Here is a 23,887-nt window from a genome sequence, read left to right on the forward strand (position 1 = left end):
CGGCCAACGACCTGGCGCGCTACGACGAGAACATCTGTGTCCATCTGGAGACCATCAACCGCAGCCGCGCGTCGTAGATGATGGATGTGCCGACCGGGGTCAGTTCGTCGCCATCCTGATCGCCGCGGACGACCAGGGCGCGGCGCGTCTGGGGAACGAAATGGCAAATCCGTTGAAAGTGTTGGCCGCATTGCAAACGACCATTTCTGCCAGGCTGTTGGAAAGCCACTACGCCGAGCAAAACCCGCGCGTCACAGGCAAGCGCGAGGTGATTTTATCCATGTATTTGGCGGGAGAATGATTGGATTTATAATCAGGAAAGATGTGGAGGCCTTCATGACTTTGATGGAGCAAATTGAGAAGCAATTAAGCACCCTGCCACCTGAGAAGCAGAACGAAGTGTTGGATTTTATTATCTTTCTGCAGCAGCGGGTGGGCATTTCACAACCCGTCAAGCGGCTCCCGCTGAAAAAACACCCTGCCTTCGGTTCGTGGAAACATCGCAACATTGACGCCATTCGACATCAGCAAAACCTGCGAGCTGAGTGGGGCATTTGATGAATGCCGTTTTCGATACAAACATCGTGATTGACGCGCTCAACGGCGTTGAACAGGCGGACGTCGAATACAGCCGTTATGAACGTGTTTTGATCAGCCGCATCACCTGGATGGAGGTATTGATCGGCGCGGAGGATAACGAGACTGAAGTCAGGGATTTTCTCGAGTCTCGTTTCGAGATCGTTTCACTTGACTTGGTAGTGGCGGAGAGAGCCATCGAATTGCGCCGTGCGCATCGGATGCGCCTGCCCGATGCCATTATTTGGGCTACCGCGCAGGTGAATGACGCCGTGCTGGTCACGCGCAACACAAAGGACTTCGATCCCGCATGGGAAGGGATCCGATTGCCTTACACGCTGTAATCCCAAATCGGGGATCGCTTCTGAATGCGAAGGTAACGACGAGCGGATTGCGTGTATATGTGCCTGTTTCCGGCGACCAATGCTGGGACGCGCCGCTGCCCTGTACCCCTCACTTCAACAAAGAACTTCGGTTGATAGACCCGGATGATATGGCTTCAGGCTTCACCGTGCGTCCGACGCGAGCAATGCCGAGGACGCCGAACCAAAGAATCTACTTAGCGATTTCCTGCAAGCCTTTCTCAGTGTGCGACGCTCTCTTACACGACCCGGAAAGGAGTAGCCACCTACCCGCTGGAGGTTCGTCCCTTCGTCGCGCGAAATTCATCTGCGGATGAACCTTTGATGACGCATCGGATGGCGAGCATGGGCCGTCCAACCGCTTCACGCGCAGCAAAGGGGCGCTTGTAACCGGCCACGCGCCAGACTAGGCTTGCTTGGTCAGAGTTGGATACCTACGCATCCTCACCAAGCTCCGCCACCTTGTGAAAGGTCGCCTCGCCCGACCCGTGCGCCCCATCCGCCGGCTGCTCTCACTGCTCGTCATTCTCCTGGTTAGCGCCACAAGCGCCAGCGCGCTCGACCCCAACAAGGCACTCACCCAATATACCCGGCGCGTCTGGACCACCCGCGAGGGACTCCCACTCGCCGCCATCTTCAGCATCGCCCAAACCCGTGACGGCTACCTGTGGGTCGGCACCCACGAGGGACTTGCCCGCTTCGACGGCATAACGTTTACCGTCTTCAACCGACGCAATACCCCAGCCCTGACCAACAACCGCATTACCGCGCTGTGCGCCGCGCCCGATGGCGCGCTCTGGATCGGAACCGGCGGCGACCGCTTCTTCAGTAGCGGCGGCGTCCGGGGCGGCGGCATCTTCCGCTATGCCCAAGGTCAGTGGCAAAGCTTCTCCATGGCCAACGGCCTCCCCGACGACATCATCAATGCCCTCACCCTCGATACCGCCGGGACGCTCTGGATCGGCACCGCCGGCGGACTCGTCGCCTTCGATGGACAACGGTTTACCCACTACGCCACCCGTGACGGACTCCCCAACCTACACGTCGCGGCCCTGCTGCCTGACCGGCGCGGCGGCCTCTGGGTTGGCACGCGCGACGGCCTCGCCTACCTCCAGAACGGGCAACTTGAAACCGTCGGCTTGCGCAACCATACCGTTCAGGCGCTCCACGAAGACCCCTCGGGCCGGTTCTGGGTCGGGACGCAAACCCAACTGTTCTGCCGCCGGTCACCAGGCGAAGACTTCACGCCCAGCCCCGTTCCCGGCCCCATCAGCGACATCCAGACCGACCGCGACGGTAACGTTTGGATCACGTCCTACAACTACGGCGTGGCACGCATCCACGGAGAAACCGTCGAACGCTTTACGTCTCCGCCACAGCCCGGCCTGGATGTCGCCCCATTCGGCGTCCACAAACAATCGCTCTGCCTCCTCACCGGACGCGAAGGCGAACTCTGGATCGGAACCGGGCGCGGACTGTACTGCTTTCAGGACGGGGCCATCACCCCCATCGGAGAAATGGAAGGCCTGCTCGGACGCTATGCCTACCCGATTCTATGCGATACCTACCCGATTCTACGCGACCGCGCCGATGCCATCTGGGTCGGAACCGGCGAAGGCGGGCTGTCGCGTATCGAGCAAGGCAAAGTCGTTGCCGTCTGGAACAAACGCCAGGGCCTGCCGGCTGATGACGTCCTCGCCCTGTGCGAAGACCATGCCGGAACGCTCTGGATTGGCTCGTCAGCCGGATTGACCCGCAAAACCGGCGACCGCTTCACGACCTACGGGCCAGCCGACGGACTGACCGGCACGCCGGTGCGCGTCATCCACGAAGAACCCGACGGAAGCCTGTGGCTCGGTGCCGGAACCACCCTGTGCCGCTTCGCCGACGGCACGTTCAAGGCACTCGGGCCAGCCGACGGCTACCCCGTCCCGGATGCCCAAGTGCTGGCGATAGCCCGCGACCGCGACGGCGTCCTGTGGATTGGAACGAATCGCGGGCTGGTCCGCCGCCAGGGACAAACCTTCACCCTGCTCGGCCAGGCCGATGGCCTCCCACACCCCAGCGCCAAATACTTCCACCAGGATGCTGACGGGACGCTGTGGATTGGAACCGCCGGAGGGCTGGCGCGCTTCACGAACGGACGCTTCACCGCGCTGACCACCCGCCACGGACTCTTCGACGACAACATCCATGCCATTTTCGCCGACGCTCAGGGTCGCTTCTGGATGTCTTCCAATCTGGGCATTTTTGCCGTGCCACGCGCCGAACTCATCGCCTGCGCCGACGGACGACAGCCGCGCGTGAACTGCCGGGTCTTCGGCGTGCTAGACGGCATGCGCGATGCCGAAGCCAACGGCAGCCGGCAACCCGCTGGCTGCCAAGCCCCTGATGGCAGCCTCTGGTTTCCGACCGCCAATGGGATTGCCGTCATCCAGCCCGCCAAACTGCCCTACAACGCCATCCCTCCACCCATACTGATCGAGGGGCTGACGGCCGATGGCGCGCCACCGGCCACCGCGGATGGCACGCTTTCCGTCAACACGCAGACGGTTGAAATTCGCTACACCGCGCCAAGCTTTCTCGTGCCGGAACGCCTGACGTTTTCATACCGCCTGCTCGGGCTGAACCAAACCTGGCAGTCGGCCGGCGCGCGCCGGGTGGTCTATTTCACCGGCCTCGCGCCTGGGCGCTACACCTTCCAGGTGCAGGCCTTCAACAACGATGGGGTCGCCAGCCTGGCACCCGCCGAAGTCAGTTTTTCCATTCCTGCCCCATGGCACAAAACTTACCTTGCCTATGCCGTCTATGGGCTGTTGGCGCTCGGCCTCGTCTTTGGGGGCGTCCGGTGGCGACTGGCAGCACTACGGCGCTTGGCGCTCCGCCTGGAACAAACCGTCGCCGCGCGCACCGCCGAGATGTATCGCCAGCAGGATGCCCTGCGCCAACAACGTGACGAAATCGAGCGCAAAAATGCCGAAATTCTCGATGGTCTGAACTACGCCAAACAGATTCAAGAGGCGTTGTTGCCGCGCCTGGACCAGCTCACGGCGGCGCTCCCAAACACCTTTGTCGTCTATGCGCCCCGCAACATCGTTTCCGGAGATTTCTACTGGCTGCGCGAACTTGACGACAACACCATCCTCGTCGCGGTCGGGGACTGCACTGGACATGGGGTGGCCGGCGCGTTGCTCTCCATGATTGGGATGACACTCCTCAACCAAGTCATTCAGGAAGGAAACACTGAACCGGCACAGGTGCTTGAGCGGCTACACCTCGGCATCCGGCACGCTCTGCAGCAAGACGCGGGTCTGAAGACCGCGCAGGATGGCATGGACATCGGCCTGTGCCGCATCGAACGCGCTCACGGCCGCATCAAGTTTTCCGGCGCGCGGTTTCGCCTGCACCTCGTCACCCCAACCGGTGACCTCCTGACGACCAAAGGCGATGTGAAATCCATCGGCGGACGCCAGCGCGAGGCGTACCGAACCTTCACGCAACACGACGTGAGCTACGCCAACGGCGCGATGCTTTACCTCTTGACCGATGGACTAACCGACCAGAAAGGGCCAACCGGTGAACGCTATGGGTCGCGCCGGGTTGGGGCGCTGCTACAACGTTTGGCCAACCTGCCGCCAGCCGACCAAGCCAAGCGGATTGTCGAAGCAATCACGGCCTTCCGCGGCGACGAAGCCCAACTGGACGATGTTACCGTTGTAGGCATGCGCCTTGGATAGCCCCGGAACAAGCGAACAAAGGCAATCCAATCCACCCACCAACCGTCCGCCGTTACTCGCGGGCGCGGACGGTCACCTCAAGTGACGTCCCAGTTGCTTCGTTGGGCATCCGCGCGCGGATGCGGGCGGCGCAATCGGCAACCCGTGAGGCCGGAACGGTCACGATGACCCGCTCGCCGCTTGGTTGCGCCGAGCCGCCAAACTCACGCGCAATGGCCGCAAGGCGCGCCAGCGCCGCCGACCGATCCGCTACGGTCAGACGGAGGGTCAGGGTGGCGACGGGAGCGCCGGCAGGCGAACGCTGTCGCGCTGCAAACGACTCATTCGCTTTTTTGCTCTCAGGCGCGGCCGGCTGAGCGACGTTATCGGCCGGCGGCGGTTCCGGCTTGGCGCCGGCAACACTGGCCGCCCCAGCGTCGGCCTTCTCGCGGCTCACTTGTTCGCGGGCGGCTTGGTCACGACTCGCCCGCGCGGGGGCGCTTTTGTCGTCATGGCTATCGAACCCCGCGAACCCACCACGACTCGCCCGCGCGGGGGCGCTTTCAGCCATAGCGGGCGACTGCGGCGGTGCCGATAACGGGGTGACGGTTTCAGAACGCTCTGGCGCGGACGCCATTGATGACGGTTCGGGCCGGCCCGCGGCCGGCTTCGCGCTGTCCGCCGGTAAAGCGTCAACTGCACCAGACGAAGCCGCAGACGGCGGTGACTTCACCGATGGCGCGGTTTTCTCCGGCGCTTCCTTGCGCAACGGGAGTGCTTCCTGACGCTCGGCCGACCGTCCCGGCGGCACAGGCGGCGCGTCGGGACGGTCGGCCAATGTCGCCACGGGTTTTTCGGCAGGCGGGGGACTCGACCGCGCCACGTCCTCCGCCGCCGACGGGCCGAGCAGCCACCAGAAACCAACGCCCACCAGGAGCGCGCTACCAACCACCGCGCCAAGCGCCCAGGCCGGAGCTTGAACCCGCGCGCTCCAACCGGCCCACCAGTCCGCCCAGCCGCGACGCGCAGCCGGCATCGTCGCCGGACGACGCTTGGCGCGGGCCAGAATCGTCTCCGGCGACGCCCACTGGGCTGGTTCCGCAACGTCCCAAGTCGTGCCTTGCATCCACCGGCGCGCCGTCCGGAGATCGTCCAGCAACGCCTGCGCCGTGGTGGAACGCGCCAGCAAGGCTTCCACCTCCCGGCGGCGCGCTTCAGGCAGCGCGCCATCCAGGTAGTCCTCGAAATCACCATACAGCGGATGATCGAGTTCGGGGTCTTCTGGCAAGGCTGACATGGCACATCCTCGGCGCGAGAGCAGGGTCGGCGTGATTGTAGTCGTCGCCGGGTGAAAAAGGTTCCACCCACAATCTCAACGTCGTTACACGTTCGGCGCAACTCGCCCAACTGTGTTAGAAAACAAGCATAACCGAATTCCACCTTGTGGATGAAAATGGTCTCACGTTCGGCAATGCCGACCGCACACAAGAACCAAGATGCTTGAACTCGACACACTGCTTGCCGCCATCCAGCGTTTCACCCAACCAGCACGCCGTCTGGCGCTGGCAACGGTCGTCAAGGTGACGGGGTCGGCCTACCGCCGGCCGGGCGCGCGCATGTTGATCAGTGAAACCGGCGAGACGGTCGGACAGATCAGCGGCGGCTGTCTGGAACAAGACCTCGTCGAGAAAGCCCAGGCCGTTTTGATGGCGGGCAAGCCCCAACTGGTGACGTACGACACCCGCGATGCATCCGCCGATCTGACCTGGGGTGTTGGTCTCGGCTGCGCGAGCGAGACACTTATTTACATCGAGCCGTTTCATCCCAATACCTGGTACCATCCCCTCGACTTGCTGGCCCTAGCCCGGGCATCCGGGGAAGACGCCGCGCTTGCCCTGGTCTTCCGGGCCGAAGGCAAGTTTGCCGGTCGGCAGGGCTTTCGCCTTCTGCATACGGACCGCACGCCGGTTGCCACGGGCGGCACCGTCGAAGCCGCAGATTGGCTGCGGCAGCTTCATCTGGACTTGCAGACGTGCCTGGCCGAACGACGTTCACGCCAGATGACCTATGGCACGGAAGACGGATGCCTCGAAGCCTTCATCGAGTTTGTCCCGCACCCGATCCAGCTTGCCATTCTCGGCGCGGGAGATGACGCCATCCCACTGGCGCGCCTCGCCGACCAACTGGGCTGGGAAGTAACCATCATGGACTGGCGCCCCGCGCTGGCGACGCCGGAACGCTTTCCAACGGCGCGCGCCATCATCGTTGTTCCCCAAGTTGATGACTTACCGCTGGACGCCAACCACTGCGTTGTCGTCATGACCCACCACTACCCAAGCGACAAAGCCATCGCGCGCCGTCTGGCCCAGGTTCAACCCCGCTATGTCGGACTCCTCGGACCGCGCCGCCGAACCGAACGGCTGCTCGACGAGCTGGCCGCCGAAGGCACACCCGTCGCCGAGTCCGTCGCGGGACACTGGCACTTTCCGGTCGGGCTGGACATTGGCGCCGAAACACCGATGGAAATTGCCCTATCCATCGTGGCTGAAATCCTGGCCGTGACCAATCACCGTGCTGGGGAGTTTCTTCGCCACCGCGCTGCGCCGATTCACGAGCCGCTCCCGTCATCATGACGCTACTTGCCGCGCCGCCCCCCTGTGCCGCCATCGTCTTGGCGGCTGGCGCTGCCCGCCGGATGGGAGAACGCCCTAAGCTTTTGCTACCCATCGGCGGCGAGTCGCTGCTGCGGCGGGCAGTCCGGCTGGCGCAGTCCGCCCGGTGCGCGCCCGTCATCGTCGTTCTCGGCCGGCATGGCGAAACCTACCGCGACCACCTTGCCGGAGCGGGTGTTCACCTGGTGGACAACCCTGAGTGGGCGGAAGGGATCGGCGCATCGCTACGCCGTGGGGTGGCAGCCCTGCCACCGAACCAGCCACCGGACGCCACATTTTTGGTGCTTGCCCCGGATCAGCCACGGGTCACAACCGACCACCTATTGGCGCTTCAGGCGACGCTCCAAGCACAGCCGACCGCAACGGCAGTGGCTTCGGCTTATGCCGGAACCATCGGCGTGCCGGTGCTGTTCCGCGACACATGGCGGGCGCGCCTGGCATCCGCTGGAGGCGAGGTTGGCGCGCGGCGGCATTTGCAACGATACTTGAATGAAGTCGTGGCGTTGCCATTCCCAGAAGGCGTGAACGATATTGATACCGAAGCAGACTACGCGGCGATCGCCGGTCAATGATGGGTAAGCCCTATGTCGCCTCCATCCCCCAAATCCTTACCCATCCAGGCCGGACTGGTTGTTGGTGACTATCGGCTTGAAGCGCCACTGACGGCCGATCTTGGGGACGCCGCTTGGTGCGGACAACACATTGCAGACGGCAGCCCCGTGCGGGTGGATGTCTTTCAGGCAACGCCGGCCGAAAGTCCAACGACGCGGACGGCCTTTGCCGTCGCCAAGCTGCCGCCACATCCACACCTCCTGCCGGTCGTGGACGTGCTGACGCAGAGCGAAACCCTGTGGGTGGTGACGCCCTATGTGCCAACCTCGCTGGCTGGGCTTTCCCTTCCGGTCGCGCCGGAAACGGCCGCCGCCTATACCCAGCAGCTTTTGGCGGCGCTTGAGGCGCTCCACCAGCAGGGCGTAGTCCACGGCGCGCTGACCCCGGCTCACGTTGCCCTCGACGGCGAGCAGGTGAAACTGCGCGGGTATGGCTTTGCCGGTTGTCGGCCACGCCCTGCCGCCAGCTTGCCCTACGCTTCTCCGTGGGCGCTCGAAGCTACGCCCACCGCGCGCGATGACCTGTGGGCCGTCGGCGTCATTTTGTTTGAACTACTCAGCGGCGATTTGCCTTTTCCACATCACGATCCGGCCGAACTGCGGCTGGCCATTCGGACGCTTTACCCTGACCCCTTGCCGGGGACGCTCCCGGCGCGGTTACGGCACATTGTCGCCCATGCCCTTGAACGGAACGAACGGCGGCGGTACACCTCAGCCATCGTCATGCGGGAGGAACTGGCCGCCTGCGCCGAAGAACTGGCCCAGGGGACGGCTCGCCGGTCATCGGGTTCGTGGCCGACGTTCCCGGCCGCCGGAACACAGACCGAGCCGCGCTGGACAGGCCGGCCGGCGCTCATCGGCATCGCCCTGATCAGCCTGGCGATGTTGCTCGGCATCTGGCTGACGATTCGGCACTTCGAGAACAAAAACCAGTGGCAGATGACGCCAAAGACGGCCATTGTCGCGCCGACCGGCGGCGACTTTTCAACCATTTCGGCAGCCGTGAACGCGGCTCGCCCTGGCATGCAGGTGCTCGTTCGCCCTGGCGTCTATCGGGAAACGGTGACCCTGACGAAAAACGTCGAGATCATCGCCGACGGGCCGCCGGGCAGCGTCGTGGTGGAAAGCACCACCGGGCCGTGCCTTCGTCAGCAGCTCGGTTCGCAAGTGGCGCGGGGCCTGGCGCTGCGGGGCATTGGCCACCCGGCCGTTCAGCTCGACGGGGGCGCGCTCACGCTGGAAGCTTGTGACGCAACGGCCACAAGCACTGCGAATGTCATCGCGCAGGGCACTGAATCGCGCCTTACCCTACGCCGCAGCCGCCTGCTTAGGGGCGGTGGACATGGCTTGGTGGCCGGTGACCGCGTGGCAGTCGAAGTCATCGAGTGCGAAATTGCTGACCACGCTGGCGATGGCATCCGGTTGAGCGGGCAGGCCCGGCTCATCGCCCGCGACAGCCAGATCGTGGGAAACCGGCAGATCGGCGTCCAGGTGGTGGATGCCGCCGACGCCCGGCTCGAACGCTGCCGACTCGAACGCAATGGACAGCCCACCTACGGCAAGGTTGCCATTGCATCCACCGCGCCGATGCGTTGAAATCGCCCGGCGTTACAGCACCCGACGGCTCCGGCACGGGCGCTGACCACACCGAAAACATTTAGGTTGCTCACCATGGCTCTGCATGAAATTTCACTCGCTGGAAAAGTCGCCATCGTCACCGGCGGCGGGCGCGGCATTGGCAAGTCCATCACCAAGCACTTCGTCGCGGCCGGCGCCAACGTCGTCATTGCCAGTCGCAAGCTGGAGGTGCTCAAGGCAACGGCCGCTGAGCTGTCCGATGCGCCAGGGCGCATTCACCCCGTGGAATGCCATGTCGGACGCCGGGAAGACCTTGAAAACCTCGTTGCCGAGACTGAAAGCGTCTTCGGCCCGGCTGATATTCTGGTCAACAACAGCGTGACGAACATCGGGCAGGGGCCCTCCCTCGATGTCACCGACGACATGCTCGACAAGATGGTGGATGTCAATGTGAAGTCGGTTGTGCGACTCATCCGCCTGACGGTTCCAAAAATGATTGCGCGGGGCACGGGCGGCGCCATCATCAATGTCGTGTCCATCTCCGGTCTTCAGCCCCAGTACCAGGGACTGCTGTACAGTTTCACCAAAGCCGGCCTCGTCATGATGACCCGCAACTGGGCGCAGGAATTCAGCCCGCATGGGGTGCGCGTCAACGCGCTTGCGCCGGGCCTGATCCGAACGGATTTCAGCGAGTTCTTCTGGAAGAATGAAGCCCTGATGCGTCGGCTGGAAACGACCCAACCCGTGCCGCGCATCGGCGAACCGGACGAGATCGGCTTTGCCGCGCTGTTTCTCGCTTCAGACAAAGCCTCCTACATGACGGGACAGGTGCTGACGATTGACGGTGGGGCGCTGATTCAGCGGGTGCTGTAGATGGCTTCGCCGGCCAGGACGTTTCACCAGTGCTTCAACACCCCTGGGCGGGGCTTTGCCGCGCCGGGGCGCGTCAACCTCATTGGCGAGCATGTGGATTACAACGCCGGCATCGTGCTGCCGATGGCGATTGATTGCCGAATGCAGGTCTGGGCCAGCCCGCGCCCAGACCGGCAGCTCCACGTCGTGGCCCACGATGTCGGACAAGCGGCCACGCTCGACCTCGACCGACCGGAGCGACACACCGGCACCTGGCGCGACTACATTGCCGGCACGGCTTTTCATCTCGAAGCCGCCGGCTACCAGCTCACCGGCGCCAATCTGCTCGTGACGAGTGACATTCCGGCCGGGGCCGGACTGTCCTCGTCGGCCGCCCTGGAAGTGGTGGTTGGCTTTGCCCTGCTGACACTGGCCGGCCAGACCATCAATCGCCTGGCGCTGGCGCGCGCCGGCCAGGCCGCCGAGCATGACTTTGTCGGCACACACTGCGGGTTGATGGATCAGTTTGTCATCGCGCACGGACGAGCCGGGCACGCGGTCGAGTTCGATTGCCGTTCGGGACACTACGAGTTCGTGCCACTTGACCCAACCGCCTGCTCGGTCGTGGTTGCCGATAGTGGCATCCGCCATCGGCTGGCCGGCTCGGCATACAACACGCGCCGGCAGGAATGCGAAACCGCGCTGAAGGAACTGCAACGAAGCTTCCCGTCCCTGACGACGCTGCGGGACGTTGCCGAAACCGCATTGCCGTCGGCTCTGGAGCTTTTGGACGAACCCCTCTCCCGACGGGTGCGCCATGTCGTCACCGAGATTGGACGGGTCACCGCCTTTGCCCAGGCGCTGCGCGCTGGCGACTGGACACGGGCGGGGCAACTCCTGACGGCATCGCATCGGTCCCTGGCGGAAGATTACGCCGTCAGTTGCCCGGAACTCGACGCGCTCGTGGCCGCCGCGCAGCACGCGCCCGGTTGTTATGGGTCCCGCATGACGGGCGGCGGATTTGGCGGATGCACGGTCAACTTGGTTGTGCCGGAGGCGCTCCCAGACTTTCAAGCGGCGGTTTCACAGGCCTACACGCAAGCCGTTGGCCATCCGCCCCGGCTCTGGGCTGTCACCCCGGCTGACGGGGTCGGCGAGATTACCTAGAAACCATTCTGTATCCGCAGTGTTTGTTCGGCCACGCATGCCGGGCATGGCGCTCGGTTAGCTTGTAGTCTTGTGAGTCACTCCCGTCATAGATGCCACTGGATGAGACTGCCGCCATGCTCTACGCTCAACCCACGCGCCGTTGGCTATGTTTCCTTGCGGCACTACTCTGGACGCTCCAGGTTGCGTCGGCCCAAAGTCCGAGTCCGATGGCGGTGACGGTCGAGCAGGCTGTTGCGGAAACACTCCAGCGCAACCTCAACCTCCTTGCCGAACGCTATGAAATTCCACGCGCCGAAGCCGAAGTCATCGCGGCGCGCCTGCGCCCCAACCCGGTGCTGAGCTTGGGCGGCGACCACCTCGACCTGCTGGGAACCGGCTACAGCCTGACGAACAATGCCGGGCCGGCGGAATACTCGGCGCGGGTGGACTGGCCGCTCGAACGCCCAAGCAAGCGGCGGGCGCGGATTGCCGTCGCCGAACAGGCGCGCGCTGCTGCCGAGTTTCGCTTTCAGGACGCCCTGCGCCAACTCACGCTGGAAGTCCAACAGGCCTTCGTCGAGCTGCAAGCCGCCAAGGAAAGTCTCAGTTTGGCGCGCGCCAATCAGCGCACCTTCGAGGAACTCGTCACCATTAATGCCGCGCGGGTTCGGGCCGGGGATCTCGCCCCAATTGAACTCGTCCGAACGCGCGTTTCCGCCGTCCAGCTCAATCAGTCGGTGCTCCAGGCCGAAGCCCGCTGGCGTGTGGCGCAAAACCGTCTCCAGGCGTTGATGGGACGCGCCGAGGCGCTCGATGTCTTTGAAGCCGTTGGCGAAATGCGCCGCGACGCCCTGCCCGCGAGCCTTTCGCCACTGATGACCAAGGCCTTTGACCGCCGGCCTGACCTGTGCGCGCTGCGGGCCGAGCAGGCCCGGAGCCTGGCCGACCTCAAGCTCCAGCTTGCCCAGGGCAAGATTGAATACACCGTCGGCGTTGAATACCGCCGGCAGCAGGGGCTGGCCGGCACCGGCAACTCGCTGGGTCTCTTCCTCGCCCTGCCCATCACGATTTATGACCGCAACCAGGGCGGGATTGCGCGGGCGCAAGCCGAGGTCAGCCAGGCCGAACGGCGGATTGCCGCTCTCGAACGCGAAATTCGCGCCGAACTTGAAGCCACCTACACCCAGTGCCGGGCCGCCGATGCCGTTCTCATCAGTTTTGAAAGCGGCTTGCTCGACCAGGCACGCGACGTCCTGGAAGTGACCGAGTATGCCTACCGCCGCGGCGAGGCCAGCTTCGTCGAATTCCTTGACGCGCAGCGCACCTATAACGAAGCCAGGCAGGGCTACATTGACGCGCGCGCGGAATATGCCCGGTTGCGCTTCACGCTCGACAGTCTCATCACGGAGGGAATGCCATGACCACCCATCGTCTGGCCGGATGCCTCACGGTCGGATGCCTCGCGGCGGCCCTCAGCCTTGGTTGCCAGAACAAGACCGAAACTGCTGCGCCGCCCGCTCCGCTCGACTGGACGCGCGAAGTGCGGGTCGAACCGGTCGCCGTCGAACGCGCGCCACGCGACGAAGTCATCGCCCCCGGCAAGGTCGAACTGGATCCAAACCGGATCGCCCGCGTCATGCTGCCGCTCCCCGGACGCATCACCGATGTTCGCGTCCGGGTGGGCGATGCCGTCCGCGCCGGACAGCCACTGGTCACGCTTGAAAGCCCGGATGTCGCGGAAGCCGTCGGCGCGCTCCGCCAGGCCGAAGCTGCGCTGGTGCAGGCCCGCGCCGGACTGGCCCAGGCCGAAGCCGCGCTGGCCAAGGCCGAGCAGGACGCCGAACGCGCCAAAGACCTCTATGAGCACCGCGCCATTGCCCAGAAGGAAGTGCTGGCGGCGGATAACGTCGTGGCCCAGTCACAGGCCGCGGTCGAACAGGCGCGCGCCGTCGTCAGCCAGGCCGAGGCCGGGCGGGAACAGGTTCGCCGTCGGCTGGAAACCCTCGGACTCGATGACAGCGGACGCGAACAGCGCATGACCGTGCGCGCCCCCTTGAACGGCAAGGTGCTGGAGCTGGCCGTCGTGCCGGGCGAGTATCGCACCGACACGTCCGTCTCGCTGATGACGGTTGCCGACCTGAGCCGGTTGATCATCACGGCCAATGTGCCTGAAGCCAGCCTCTATCTGGTCCAGGTCGGTGAAAACGTCGAAGTCGAGCTGACCGCCTTTCCCGATCAGCGCTTCACCGGCCGCGTCGCACGGATTGGCGACACGATTGACCCACAAACCCGCGCCGCGCGCGTGATCGTCGAGCTGACCGGCGGCGCACAGCGGCTGCGCCCGGACATGTTCGCCCGGCTCCGGCTTTCCGACGAACCGACGCTGCTGCCGGTCGTGCCCAAAGCGGCTGTCGTCGAGCGGGAAGGCGTCACCGGCGTTTTCATCGAACGTGAGCCGGGCAAGTTTGACTGGCGGCCCATCCGGGTGGGGGTCTCGCTGGGCGAGCGGGTGGCGGTGCTCGAGGGGCTGCAATCCGGGGAGCGCGTGGTCGTCGGCGGCACGATGCTGCTTTACCGAAACTAAACCGAGCCAAACCCAAAGTGCCATGATCGAACTTCCCAATTTGGCGCTGCGTTACCGGGTCGCCGTCCTGGCGGCGACGCTGTTGCTCATCGGCGTGGGCATCTGGGCCTTCCAGAACCTCAAGGTCGAGGCCTACCCGGACATCTCCGACACCGGCGTCGTGGTCATCACCCAATTTCCGGGCAATGCCGCCGAGGAAGTCGAGCAGCAAGTCACCATCCCCATCGAGCGGGCGCTCAACAACACTCCCAACGTCATTGCGCGCCGGTCACGGACGATCTTTGGCCTTTCGGTGGTCGAACTCACCTTTGACGACGGGGTTGATGACTACTTTGCCCGGCAACTCGTTCTGGAACGCCTGCGCGATGCCGAGCTGCCGGAAGGCGTCCAGCCCGGACTCGGGCCGCTGACTTCGGGCATCGGCGAAATGTACCGCTACCGGTTGGATGGCCCGCAGGTCTCGGAAATGAAGCTGCGTGAGTTGCAAGACTGGGTGGTGCTGCCGCGCCTGCTGCAAGTGCCGGGGGTGGCGGATGTCGCCACGTTTGGCGGGCTGGTCAAGACCTACTTGGTCGAACTCGATCCCCTGAAGCTCGAAAAATTCGCGCTCACGGCCAAGCAGGTGGCCGATGCCATCAGCGCCAACAACCGCAATGCCGGCGGCGGCATCGTGGATAACCAGCAGCAGAGCCTCGTCGTCCGGGGCGTTGGACTGGTGCGTTCGCGGCAGGACATCGAACGCATCGTCATCGGGGCGTTTGATGGTGTACCGCTGTTTGTCCGCGATGTCGCGCGGGTGAGTGTCGCGCCGGCGCTCCAGACCGGCATCTTTGGCTATGACGACGTGGTCGGGGGCGTCGAAGGGATTGTGCTGCTGCGGCGCTGGGAAAACCCAAGCGACACCTTGACGGCACTCAAAGCGGCCATTGCCGAACTCAATGCCCAGCTCGCGCCGCAGGGCGTGCAACTCGTGACCGTCTATGACCGGGGAGAGCTGGTCACGAATACGCTGCGGACGGTTTCGCGCACGCTGCTCGAAGGCCTCATCATCGTCACCCTGGTGTTGTTTTTCTTTCTGGGCGACGTTCGCGCGGCGTTGCTGACGGCGCTGACCATTCCGTTGTCGCTACTGTTTGCCTTCATTTGCCTCAAGGTGGCCGGGATTCCGGCCAATCTGCTCAGTCTCGGCGCGCTCGACTTTGGCATCATCGTGGATGGCACGCTCGTCATGGTTGAGCATATCGTTCATCGCCTGGCCGGTGACGCCGGACGGCGGCGGAGCGTGCTGGAAGCCGTTCGACGGGCCGCGCTCGAAATTGAGCGCCCGATCTTCTTTTCGCTGGTGATTCTGATTTGCGCCTACTTGCCGCTGTTTACGATGGAGCGCGTGGAGTACCGGCTATTTGGCCCGATGGCCTTCACCGTCTGTAGCGCCCTGCTCGGAACGCTCCTGCTTTCCCTGACGTTGACGCCCGTGCTGGCCAGCTACTGGTTCGGGCGCAGCGCCCGCGCCTGGGAAAATCCCGTGGTGGCCTGGCTGCGCCGGGCTTATGGCGCGGCGCTCACCGTTACCCTGGCGCGGCCGCGGCTCACCGTCGCCGTGGCAACGGTGGTTGTCCTGGGCGGTCTCGGCGTCGGCTCGCGCCTGGGGTTGGAGTTTTTGCCGCAGCTCGATGAAGGCGTCATCTGGATTCGCGCCAACTTGCCGCCGGGCGTGTCACTCACGGAGTCGGCCCGGACAGCCAGCCGCATGCGCGCCATCATTCGGGAGTTTCCAGAAGTCTCCCTCGTCATTTCGCAGAGTGGGCGCAACGACGACGGCACCGACCCCTTTGGCCCAAACCGCAACGAACTGCTCATCAACTTACATCCGTACGAAACCTGGACCTCCGGGCGAACCAAAGCCCAGCTCGTGGCGGAGATGTCACGTCGGTTGGAAAGCGCCATACCGGGCGCGACGTTTAACTTCACCCAGCCGATCATTGACACCTCAACCGAAATGGCGACCGGATCGAGCGCCGATTTGGCCATCATCATCCGGGGTCCAGACCTCAAGCAGTTGCGCGAATTGGCCAAGCAGGCACTAAGCGTAACCCGGCAGATTCCAGGCGCGGCCGACACCTCCATCGAACAAGAGGCTGACCAGCCGCAACTCCGCCTGCGCGTCAATCGGGAAGAGGTGGCGCGCTATGGAATCAACGTCGCCGATGTCCAGGACCTCATCGAGCTGGCCGTGGGCGGGCGTCCGGTCGGCGTCGTATTTGAGGGCGAACGGCGTTTTGACATTGTCGTCCGCTATACACCGGATGCCCGCGCCAATGCGGCGGCCATCGGCAAGCTGCTGGCCCCAACGGCCGATGGTGGGCGTGTGCCGCTCTCCCAACTGGCCGACATCGCCGTGGTGGAGGGAGCCAGCATCATCGCCCGGCGTGAAAATCAACGGCAGATCACCGTGCGAACCAACATTCGCGGCCGCGACCAAGGTGGGTTCGTCAGTGAAGCGCAGGCGGCCTTTGCCAAGCAGGTGGTTCTACCGGAAGGTTACAGCGTCGAGTGGGGTGGGCAGTTTGAAAACCTCACCCGCGCCCGCGCCCGCCTGACGATTGTCTTGCCGGTGACGCTGGTACTCATTTTCGGTCTCTTGTTCCTGACGTTCGGGCGGGCGCGCGACGCCGCCATCGTTTTGGCGAGCGTTCCGTTCGCGCTTGTCGGTGGACTCGTCGCGCTGTGGCTGCGCGACATCAACCTGAGCGTCTCGGCGGCCGTGGGCTTCATTTCCCTGTTCGGCGTGGCGGTCATGAGCGGCGTCCTGATTGTGTCGGAAATCAACCGCCTGCGCGAAGCCGAAGGCCTCGCGGTCAACGAAGCCATTTTTACCGGCGCGCGCAATCAGATGCGCCCCGTGCTGATGATGCTGGTTGTCGCGTTGTTGGGTATGATTCCCGCCGCGCGCGCCGTCGGCATCGGCTCGGACGTGCAGCGTCCGCTCGCAACCGTGGTCGTGGGCGGCCTGTTTTCGGCGCTCATCCTGACGCTGCTGGCGCTGCCCAGCCTGTACGCCGTCGTCGCCGGAGACAAAGCCGCGCCGGTCGTCGAGGAACCGCCCACGACATCACCGACGTGACCAAACGCCGAGGGGCCACCCCACGGACGGCGGCGCTACACTTGGGGCAAGGCATGCTGGCACAGGTACTTGAAAATGCCTTTCGACGAGAGAAATCCCAGTGGCTTTTCCTCGTCATCCACGATTGGCACGTGCCGGTACTTGTGCATCGCCATCAGGTTGAGCGCCTTGGCCAGCGTGTCGCCGTGACGCACGACGCCTGGGTTTGGCGTCATAATCGTGTCCACCGGCGTGGACTCCAGCTCCGTGATGCGGTTGGCAACCTTGTAGAGCATGTCGCGCTCGGTCACGATCCCGACCAGTTTTCCGCTGCGCACGACCATGGCGCAACCAAACCGCTTTTCCTGCATGGCGCGGAGCGTCGCCGCGATGGACGTGCCGACTTCCACCGTGATGGGTGGATAGGGAAACAGGCGGTCAATGGTGTCCTCAGCCAGCGATTGCTGGATGGGGAGTTCGGGTTCAGCCATCTCCACGGCCGTGAGGTCTGAACCGCAGGCTTCACAGGTTTCTGCGCCGGGTAGGTTTTCAAAACCACAAGCAGGACACTTCATGGCTGCCCTTCCTACAGATGAGGATGGCACGCACCGAACAAACCAGGTTGGCGACGTGCGATGCGTCAGCCTAGCATGCGGGGGCGGCAATCGTCACCACTGAAACTGTTCGATGGTGCCCAGCGCCAGCGCCAAGTTGATGCGCGCCGTCACATGCTGCGCCAGGGCGTTGACGCGCGCCGCCCGCGCCTGACTGAGCGCCGCTTGCGCGCGCGCAACTTCTAGGTTGTCCGTAACCCCGGCCGCAAAACGTTCCTCGGCCAGTTCCGCCTCGCGCTGCGCCAGTGTGACGCCCTGCTCGGCAACAGCCACTTGCTCGGCTGCCGTCGAGACGAGGATGAGCGCCAGCCGCGCGTCTTGTTCGACCTGCCGCTCAACATCGGCCACCTGTAACGCGCGTTGCCGCGCCCGGCTTTTTTCCGCCACCAGACGGCCAAAGGTCGCGCCACCGTTGAACACCGGCACGGTGATCCGTACGCCAAAGGTGCGGGTCGGCAGCGCGAACCGATTGGGACGGGTGCCGTTGATGCCGTAGTCGGCAAAGACTTCCACCGACGGCAACCATTCGGCGGACGTGGCCGCCTGCTCCTGGGCACCGGCTTCCTGCTGCGCCTGCGCCAACTTGATTTCCAGCCGACGCTGCTTGGCTTCGGTCAGCGCCGTAGCCTGGTCGGGCAAGGGGGTCGGGACGAAACGCAACTCGGCCGTGAGCGTCACCTCGGCCGCGGCCGGGAGCGCCGTCAATCGGCGCAGTCGGGCCAGGGCTTGTTCCAGTTCGGTCTGCGCCTGGGTGCGACGTGCCTCTTCCTCGGCCAGTTGGACGCCGGCCCGGACTACATCGAGTTGGGTCGCAAGTCCGGCGGTACGCTGCTCCTGGGCCAGGTTGACCAGCGCCCGCGCCGCCGCGATTTCACGGTCGGCGACCGTGACGACGGACTGGGCCCGCAGCACACCGAGATAGGCCATCAACACTTCGCCCGTCACTTGCTGGCGAACGAGCTGCGCCTCCAGCTCGGCGGCGCGCCGCGCCGTTTGACTTGCCCGGTAGCGCTGGATGGCTGACCAGTCAAAAAGCTGCTGTGTGAGCTGCAAACGCGCATCAAACGTATCAAACACGATGATCGAACGCAGCCCAGGGACGACATCGCCCAATCCCTGCGCCGCCAAGTTGATGGCGTTGCTGGCGCGCGTCGCCGTCCCGCTCAGGTTGGGCAGCAACGCCGCCCGTGCTTCCAGCGCGCGCCCACGCGCTTCCTCCCGGCGTTCGGCCGCGAGTTGGACGGCGGTCTCACCGGCCAGAGCCAATTCGATGGCCCGCTCCGGCGACAGCGAACGGGGAATGCCGCCGGACGGTGGATGAACCACGCCCGGAAGGGGCAGGCGGCGCGGTGGCGGTAGCTGCTGCGCCACGGACACGTTCACAAACCACCCGACCAGCAGAGCCAGGCACATGAGGCGATGCGTCATAACGAACATTCCTTTGGTTCGCGCTTGGCAGACTTCAATTGCGTGATTCGGACTCCACGGGCGACTTGGCCCTTGCAAAGCGTAGCCACCGCGACCAGCGTTGGCCCAGCCAGACACCCATATCGTCAAACAGGGCATAGAACGCCGGGACGGCCAGCAAGGTCAGCAACAGGCAAAGCGACTGACCACCGATCACCAGGACGGAAATCGAGCGATTCGTGCCTGCTCCGGGCCCCTGCGACAGCGCCAGCGGAATCATCCCGGCCACAAAGGCTAGGGTCGTCATCAAAATCGGACGTAGCCGGTCTCGGTTCGCCTGGACGATGGCCGCATCGCGCGCCCAGCCGGCCCGGCGGAGGCCGTTCATATGGTCAATCTGGAGAATGGCGTTTTTCTTGACGACGGCAAACAACACCATGACCCCCAACCCGACAAACAGGTTCACCGACTGCCCGGCAATCAGGAGCGAAAGCAACCCGAAGGGCAGCGCGAGCGGAAGCGTCAGCAGAATGGTGACCGGATGGATGAACGACTCGAACTGGGCCGCCAAGACGACGTACATAAAGACAAAGGTCAACCCAAACGCGATGGCAAAGTAGTAGGCCGACTCCGCCATATCCTTGGCGTCGCCGGCGAACACCCGCTCGTAACCCGGCGCAAGTTCCAGGGCATTGAAGGCGGCGTCAATTTGTTCGGTGGCGGCAGAAAGCGACGACCCCTGGGCGACGTTGGCCAGCACCGTGACATATCGCTGGCGATTGAGGCGCTCGATGGCAACCGGCCCTTGTCCTTCAATGAGTCGCGCGAGATTGGCCAGGGGAACGGTGCCGCCTTTTGCAGTCGGGACGGCAATCGAACCAAGCCGCTCCGGCAGACTGCGGAACGACTCTGGAGCGCGAAGTCGAATGCGCGGTTGGTCGGCGGCCTCGACGTTGGCTTCGGCCAGCGTCCCAAGCTCCATCCCGGCCACCAGAATGTTGAGCGTGGTGGCAACATCTTCGACGGCGACGCCGAGATCGTCCGCGCGTTGGCGGTCAAGCCTGACCCGCAGCTCAGGCACGCCCAACACCAGCGTCGAGTTGACGTCCACGACGCCGGGAATACCGCGCATTTCCTTCATCAAGGCTTCGGCATAGCCGGCCAGCCGGTCGAGTTCCGGCCCGCGCAAGACGTACTGAATGGTGGCGTTTTCATAGCCGCCACCGGAAAAGGGCGTAATTGGTTGCACGCTGAAGCGCGTTTGGTCGGCATAGCGCTTCAGTCGGTCGCGCGCCTGCCCAATCAGCTCCGCTTGCGTTTGGCTCCGCTCGGTCAGAGGCGCGAGCTTGACGTAAATATAGCCCCGCGACGCCACGGGCGGGTCACCGCTTCCGGCGGTTGTCAGGGTGTTCGTCACGCCCGGCAGGGTGCGTAGGTCGGCCGCGATGCGCTCGACCAGGAGCGCCGTGGCGGCAAGCGACGTGCCCTCCGGCGCGCGGAGCGTGACTTCAAACTGTGATTCGTCATCCTGGGGGATGAAGTCCTTGCCAATGACAATAAACAACGGCACGACCGACGCGGCTACCCCCACACAGACCACGGCCACCCAACCCCGATGGCGGACCGACCAGGCCACCAACCACGTGTAAGCGCGGGTCAACCATCCATCGGCGTGGGCTGCCGCAGCCGCGCGCGGCGACAGCGCGCGCGCACAGAGCATCGGCGTCAGCGTGAAGGAAACCAGCATCGAAATGGCCACGGCCGCCGAGGCCGTCACCCCAAAGGGAGCGAGAAAGCGCCCGACGATGCCCCCCATGAAGGCCGTCGGGAGAAAGACGGCCAGCAGCGACAGCGTCGTGGCCAGGACGGCCAGGCCGATTTCCCGCGTTGCCGCGACAGCGGCTTCAAACGGCGCATAGCCTTTCTCACGGATGAACCGCTCGATGTTTTCCAGCACCACGATGGCGTCGTCAATGACGACGCCGACCATGAGGGTGAGCGCCAGCAGGGTAATCATGTCCAGCGTGTAGCCCAGCCAGGCCATGACGCCAAACGCGCCGATGACCGACGTGGGGATGGCGAGCGCCGCAATCAGCGTCAGCCCAACCCGTCGCAGAAAAACCAGGACCACTAGACAGGCCAGCAGGCTGCCTTCGACCAAGTGCTTTTTGACGTCGTTGACGGCGGCCTCGATGAATACCGACTTGTCACCCACTTCGGTGATGACGACATCGGGCGGCAGCCCCGCGCGGATGTCGGCCAGGCGCGCCTTGACCGCCGCGGCCAGGGCGACGGCATTGCCGCCGGTCCGCTTTGAGACTTGAACGATCACGGCCGAACGTCCATCGAGCGCCGTTATCGTCTGGCGGGGCCGGATGGTTTCTTCGATCTGGGCGACATCGCCCAGCCGTACGGGCTGTTGGCCACGGTAGGCAATCGGCAGTTGGCGCAGCGCCTCACTCCCGATCGGCTTACCGGGCGTCCGCAGCGCCGTTTCACGCGCCCCTTGGGCAAGTCCGCCGGTCGGGGCGTCCTGATTCTGGCGCTGGACGGCAGCCGCGACCTCGACCGGCGTCAGTCCGTACGCCTGCAAGCGGAGCGGGTCGAGGCTCACCCGCGTCTCCCGGCGCGCGCCACCCAGCAGCGATACCCGGCCAACGCCATCGAGTGTTTCCAGTTGCTCTTTGACCTCGCGTCGCGCGATACGTGTCGTTTCAGCCAGCGGACGGGACGACGCGACGGCCAGCCGAATGACCGGCGAAGCATTCGTCTCAAACTTCTGAACCGTAGGCGGCTCAATGGTTTTGGGAAGTTCGGGGATGACCGAGCTGACCTTGTCCCGCACCTCTTGAGCGGCAACGTCGAAATTCTTGTTCAGTGAGAACTGGATATTGACCTGTGAAATCCCCTCGACCGATGACGAGCGGACTTCCTTGACACCACCAATCGCATTGACAGCCGACTCCACTTTTTCGGTAATGTCACGTTCGATTTCGGAAGCCGACGCTCCAGGGTTGGCAATCACGACCGTAACCACCGGAAAGTCAACATTCGGAAACTGATCGACACCCAGTGTGGTGTAGCCAAAGACGCCTGCGACGGTAATGGCCACGATCAGCATCGTGGCAAAGACCGGGCGTCGAACACAAATTTCAGCTAACCGTTGCATTTCTCATTCCTATGCTTCTTTGCACAGTCGTTTGGTTTTTTCTTTTCTTTATCGGTATCAGTTCTGGACTATCACTGTTCAGCTTCTTTCTAGAGAAAACAGACAGAAAGGCATTGCTGGAGGGTTCAAGATAAAAGACCAACCACGGACCCGGTGACTCACTCAGAACAGAGAACTTCCCTGCCTTCAACGACGCTCTTTGGATCGGACACGATCACCCGCTCCCCTTGGCTGACGCCCGAATACACCTCGACTTCATCGGCCAGTGACTCACCCACCTGGACAAGGCGCAACCGGGCACGGTTGTCTTCGACGACGAACACGACAAAGGCATCCAGGGTCGGATGCCGCCAGACGGCGGCGCTGGGGACAACCAGGCGCGAAACGGTTTCCCCAAGTCCTATCTGCGCGGTCACAAACATGCCCGGACGGAGCTTCCGTTCCGTGTTGGCCACGATGGCGTCAACGACCACCATGCGCGTCGCTGCCTCGACGACCGGGCGAATCGCTGTGACCTTGCCGCGAATGGCCAGGCCGGGATGTGCCTCCACGGACGCATCAACCTCCTGCCCAAGGCGTATGCGCGCAGCACTTGTTTCAGGCAGACGTAGTTCGAGCTTGACCCGCTCCAGCGCGACGAGCACAACCACCGGCTTGTCCGGGGACGCGAACTCACCGGGATTGGCCAACCGTTCGGCAATGCAACCGGCAAACGGCGCGCGAACGGTGGTGTCCTCGACGGCTTTCTCGGCCAGAGCGACCTGGGCCCGCGCTTCGTCCAGGCGGGACTGGGCCGCCCGCAAGCCGGCGTATTCGGCCCGTAGCCCCTGGAGCAGCGCTTCGTACCGGCGGCGTGCCGCGCGGAGATTGGATTGCGCTTTCTCGACGTTCGTTCGAGCTTCATCGAGTGCCGCCCGAGTGATGTTGTCATTCCGGGCCAGCCGTTCGTAGCGTGCCAACGTGGCGGCCGCAAGCTGCGCTTCGGCTTCGGCGGCGGCCAGTTCGGCGCGCGCCGCTTCGGCCTCCGGCGTCTGGCGCGGATCGAAAGGCGACTGGTCAAGCGCCAGCCGCGCGCGAAGTTGGGCTTCCGCCGCTTCGGCCTGGACTACGGCCGCCCGTGCCTGGGCCAGCCGCTGGTGGGCTTCCCAGTCGTCGAGACGCAGGATGGGCTGTCCCGCGCTCACCAGATCGCCGACGTCCACAGCGACCGACGTGATATGACCGGCAACCATCGGCGCCACGGCGGACTGTCGGAGCGCGACGACGCTCCCGGTGGCGCCGATGGTCTGTGGACGCTGACGGGCCTGGACGCGCGCCACCTGCACCGGGCTGGGGGCGTCCGACGCCGGGGCAGCGGCGCGGGTCTCGGTTGTTTTCTGACAGCCAACCGCAGTAAGGAGCGTAGCGATGAGGAGCAGCATTTGCACCGGCCAGACGGCCGGATGCCTACCAGGGCGCGAATACCGCGCAACACGGGGTCTCCACGTCATGGCC

The 23,887-nt window shown here is 64.2% G+C and carries 17 protein-coding genes; 11 read left to right on the forward strand and 6 right to left on the reverse strand.

All coding sequences use genetic code 11. The features are described from left to right. Positions 1-19: 19 nt before the first annotated feature. Positions 20-196 (reverse strand): hypothetical protein, encoded by a 177-nt coding sequence (locus J8C06_RS14010; RefSeq protein WP_211430042.1) that lies wholly within the window; start codon positions 194-196, stop codon positions 20-22. A gap of 140 nt (positions 197-336) precedes the next feature. Between J8C06_RS14010 and J8C06_RS14015 the strand changes: the two genes are divergently transcribed. From J8C06_RS14015 to J8C06_RS14025, 3 genes are all read left to right on the forward strand, one after another. Further along, positions 337-558 carry a DUF2281 domain-containing protein gene (locus J8C06_RS14015; protein ID WP_211430043.1) on the forward strand — a complete coding sequence of 74 codons (222 nt, stop codon included), beginning with the start codon at positions 337-339 and terminating at the stop codon, positions 556-558. Then, positions 558-920, forward strand: a complete 363-nt coding sequence (locus tag J8C06_RS14020) for a type II toxin-antitoxin system VapC family toxin (protein ID WP_455423738.1) — start codon at positions 558-560, stop codon at positions 918-920. The genes J8C06_RS14015 and J8C06_RS14020 overlap by 1 nt, the downstream gene beginning before the upstream one ends. A gap of 482 nt (positions 921-1,402) precedes the next feature. Further along, entirely contained in the window at positions 1,403-4,675 is a 3,273-nt protein-coding gene (locus J8C06_RS14025; RefSeq protein ID WP_211430045.1) for a two-component regulator propeller domain-containing protein, read from the forward strand. Positions 4,676-4,727: 52 nt separating this feature from the next. On the opposite strand, the gene J8C06_RS14030 is transcribed toward J8C06_RS14025, so the two are convergent. Next, the gene (locus tag J8C06_RS14030; protein WP_211430046.1) at positions 4,728-5,951 is read right to left on the reverse strand and encodes a hypothetical protein; all 1,224 of its coding nucleotides are present in this window, start codon (positions 5,949-5,951) and stop codon (positions 4,728-4,730) included. A gap of 199 nt (positions 5,952-6,150) precedes the next feature. Between J8C06_RS14030 and J8C06_RS14035 the strand changes: the two genes are divergently transcribed. The 8 genes from J8C06_RS14035 (at position 6,151) to J8C06_RS14070 (ending at position 17,224) form a co-directional block, all read left to right on the forward strand. Beyond that, positions 6,151-7,287, forward strand: a complete 1,137-nt coding sequence (locus J8C06_RS14035; RefSeq protein WP_211430047.1) for an XdhC family protein — start codon at positions 6,151-6,153, stop codon at positions 7,285-7,287. Further along, complete coding sequence (locus J8C06_RS14040) at positions 7,284-7,898, forward strand: nucleotidyltransferase family protein (RefSeq protein WP_211430048.1); 615 nt, start codon at positions 7,284-7,286, stop codon at positions 7,896-7,898. The genes J8C06_RS14035 and J8C06_RS14040 overlap by 4 nt, the downstream gene beginning before the upstream one ends. A 12-nt stretch (positions 7,899-7,910) precedes the next feature. Continuing rightward, entirely contained in the window at positions 7,911-9,533 is a 1,623-nt protein-coding gene (locus J8C06_RS14045; protein WP_211430049.1) for a protein kinase domain-containing protein, read from the forward strand. Positions 9,534-9,608: 75 nt separating this feature from the next. Beyond that, positions 9,609-10,388: an SDR family NAD(P)-dependent oxidoreductase gene (locus tag J8C06_RS14050; protein ID WP_211430050.1), complete on the forward strand. Its 780-nt coding sequence runs from the start codon at positions 9,609-9,611 to the stop codon at positions 10,386-10,388. Then, the gene (gene galK, locus J8C06_RS14055; RefSeq protein ID WP_211430051.1) at positions 10,389-11,534 is read left to right on the forward strand and encodes a galactokinase; all 1,146 of its coding nucleotides are present in this window, start codon (positions 10,389-10,391) and stop codon (positions 11,532-11,534) included. 116 nt (positions 11,535-11,650) lie between these two features. Beyond that, positions 11,651-12,937 (forward strand): TolC family protein, encoded by a 1,287-nt coding sequence (locus tag J8C06_RS14060; RefSeq protein WP_211430052.1) that lies wholly within the window; start codon positions 11,651-11,653, stop codon positions 12,935-12,937. Then, complete coding sequence (locus J8C06_RS14065) at positions 12,934-14,100, forward strand: efflux RND transporter periplasmic adaptor subunit (RefSeq protein WP_211430053.1); 1,167 nt, start codon at positions 12,934-12,936, stop codon at positions 14,098-14,100. The genes J8C06_RS14060 and J8C06_RS14065 overlap by 4 nt, the downstream gene beginning before the upstream one ends. Positions 14,101-14,122: 22 nt before the next feature. Next, a complete protein-coding gene (locus J8C06_RS14070; RefSeq protein WP_211430054.1) occupies positions 14,123-17,224 on the forward strand; it encodes an efflux RND transporter permease subunit in 3,102 nt (1,033 codons plus the stop codon). Positions 17,225-17,259: 35 nt separating this feature from the next. Here J8C06_RS14070 and J8C06_RS14075 read toward each other — a convergent pair whose 3' ends face one another. From J8C06_RS14075 to J8C06_RS14090, 4 genes are all read right to left on the reverse strand, one after another. Further along, a complete protein-coding gene (locus J8C06_RS14075; RefSeq protein WP_211430055.1) occupies positions 17,260-17,778 on the reverse strand; it encodes a CBS domain-containing protein in 519 nt (172 codons plus the stop codon). A 93-nt stretch (positions 17,779-17,871) separates the two neighbouring features. Beyond that, positions 17,872-19,245 carry a TolC family protein gene (locus tag J8C06_RS14080; RefSeq protein WP_211430056.1) on the reverse strand — a complete coding sequence of 458 codons (1,374 nt, stop codon included), beginning with the start codon at positions 19,243-19,245 and terminating at the stop codon, positions 17,872-17,874. 34 nt (positions 19,246-19,279) lie between these two features. Then, positions 19,280-22,393, reverse strand: a complete 3,114-nt coding sequence (locus J8C06_RS14085; protein ID WP_211430057.1) for an efflux RND transporter permease subunit — start codon at positions 22,391-22,393, stop codon at positions 19,280-19,282. 158 nt (positions 22,394-22,551) lie between these two features. Continuing rightward, entirely contained in the window at positions 22,552-23,883 is a 1,332-nt protein-coding gene (locus J8C06_RS14090; RefSeq protein ID WP_211430058.1) for an efflux RND transporter periplasmic adaptor subunit, read from the reverse strand. Positions 23,884-23,887: the final 4 nt, after the last annotated feature.

The organism is Chloracidobacterium validum (assembly GCF_018304825.1).
Taxonomy (GTDB): Bacteria; Acidobacteriota; Blastocatellia; order Chloracidobacteriales; family Chloracidobacteriaceae; genus Chloracidobacterium; species Chloracidobacterium validum.

What these genes read in the sequence shown, in the direction of transcription:
- J8C06_RS14015 (WP_211430043.1), top strand. Translation starts at nt 337, where the DNA reads ATGACTTTGATGGAGCAAATTGAGAAGCAATTAAGCACCCTGCCACCT.
- J8C06_RS14020 (WP_455423738.1), top strand. Translation starts at nt 558, where the DNA reads ATGAATGCCGTTTTCGATACAAACATCGTGATTGACGCGCTCAACGGC.
- J8C06_RS14030 (WP_211430046.1), bottom strand. Translation starts at nt 5,951, where the DNA reads ATGTCAGCCTTGCCAGAAGACCCCGAACTCGATCATCCGCTGTATGGT.
- J8C06_RS14035 (WP_211430047.1), top strand. Translation starts at nt 6,151, where the DNA reads ATGCTTGAACTCGACACACTGCTTGCCGCCATCCAGCGTTTCACCCAA.
- J8C06_RS14040 (WP_211430048.1), top strand. Translation starts at nt 7,284, where the DNA reads ATGACGCTACTTGCCGCGCCGCCCCCCTGTGCCGCCATCGTCTTGGCG.
- J8C06_RS14045 (WP_211430049.1), top strand. Translation starts at nt 7,911, where the DNA reads ATGTCGCCTCCATCCCCCAAATCCTTACCCATCCAGGCCGGACTGGTT.
- J8C06_RS14050 (WP_211430050.1), top strand. Translation starts at nt 9,609, where the DNA reads ATGGCTCTGCATGAAATTTCACTCGCTGGAAAAGTCGCCATCGTCACC.
- galK (WP_211430051.1), top strand. Translation starts at nt 10,389, where the DNA reads ATGGCTTCGCCGGCCAGGACGTTTCACCAGTGCTTCAACACCCCTGGG.
- J8C06_RS14060 (WP_211430052.1), top strand. Translation starts at nt 11,651, where the DNA reads ATGCTCTACGCTCAACCCACGCGCCGTTGGCTATGTTTCCTTGCGGCA.
- J8C06_RS14065 (WP_211430053.1), top strand. Translation starts at nt 12,934, where the DNA reads ATGACCACCCATCGTCTGGCCGGATGCCTCACGGTCGGATGCCTCGCG.
- J8C06_RS14070 (WP_211430054.1), top strand. Translation starts at nt 14,123, where the DNA reads ATGATCGAACTTCCCAATTTGGCGCTGCGTTACCGGGTCGCCGTCCTG.
- J8C06_RS14075 (WP_211430055.1), bottom strand. Translation starts at nt 17,778, where the DNA reads ATGAAGTGTCCTGCTTGTGGTTTTGAAAACCTACCCGGCGCAGAAACC.
- J8C06_RS14080 (WP_211430056.1), bottom strand. Translation starts at nt 19,245, where the DNA reads ATGACGCATCGCCTCATGTGCCTGGCTCTGCTGGTCGGGTGGTTTGTG.
- J8C06_RS14085 (WP_211430057.1), bottom strand. Translation starts at nt 22,393, where the DNA reads ATGCAACGGTTAGCTGAAATTTGTGTTCGACGCCCGGTCTTTGCCACG.
- J8C06_RS14090 (WP_211430058.1), bottom strand. Translation starts at nt 23,883, where the DNA reads ATGACGTGGAGACCCCGTGTTGCGCGGTATTCGCGCCCTGGTAGGCAT.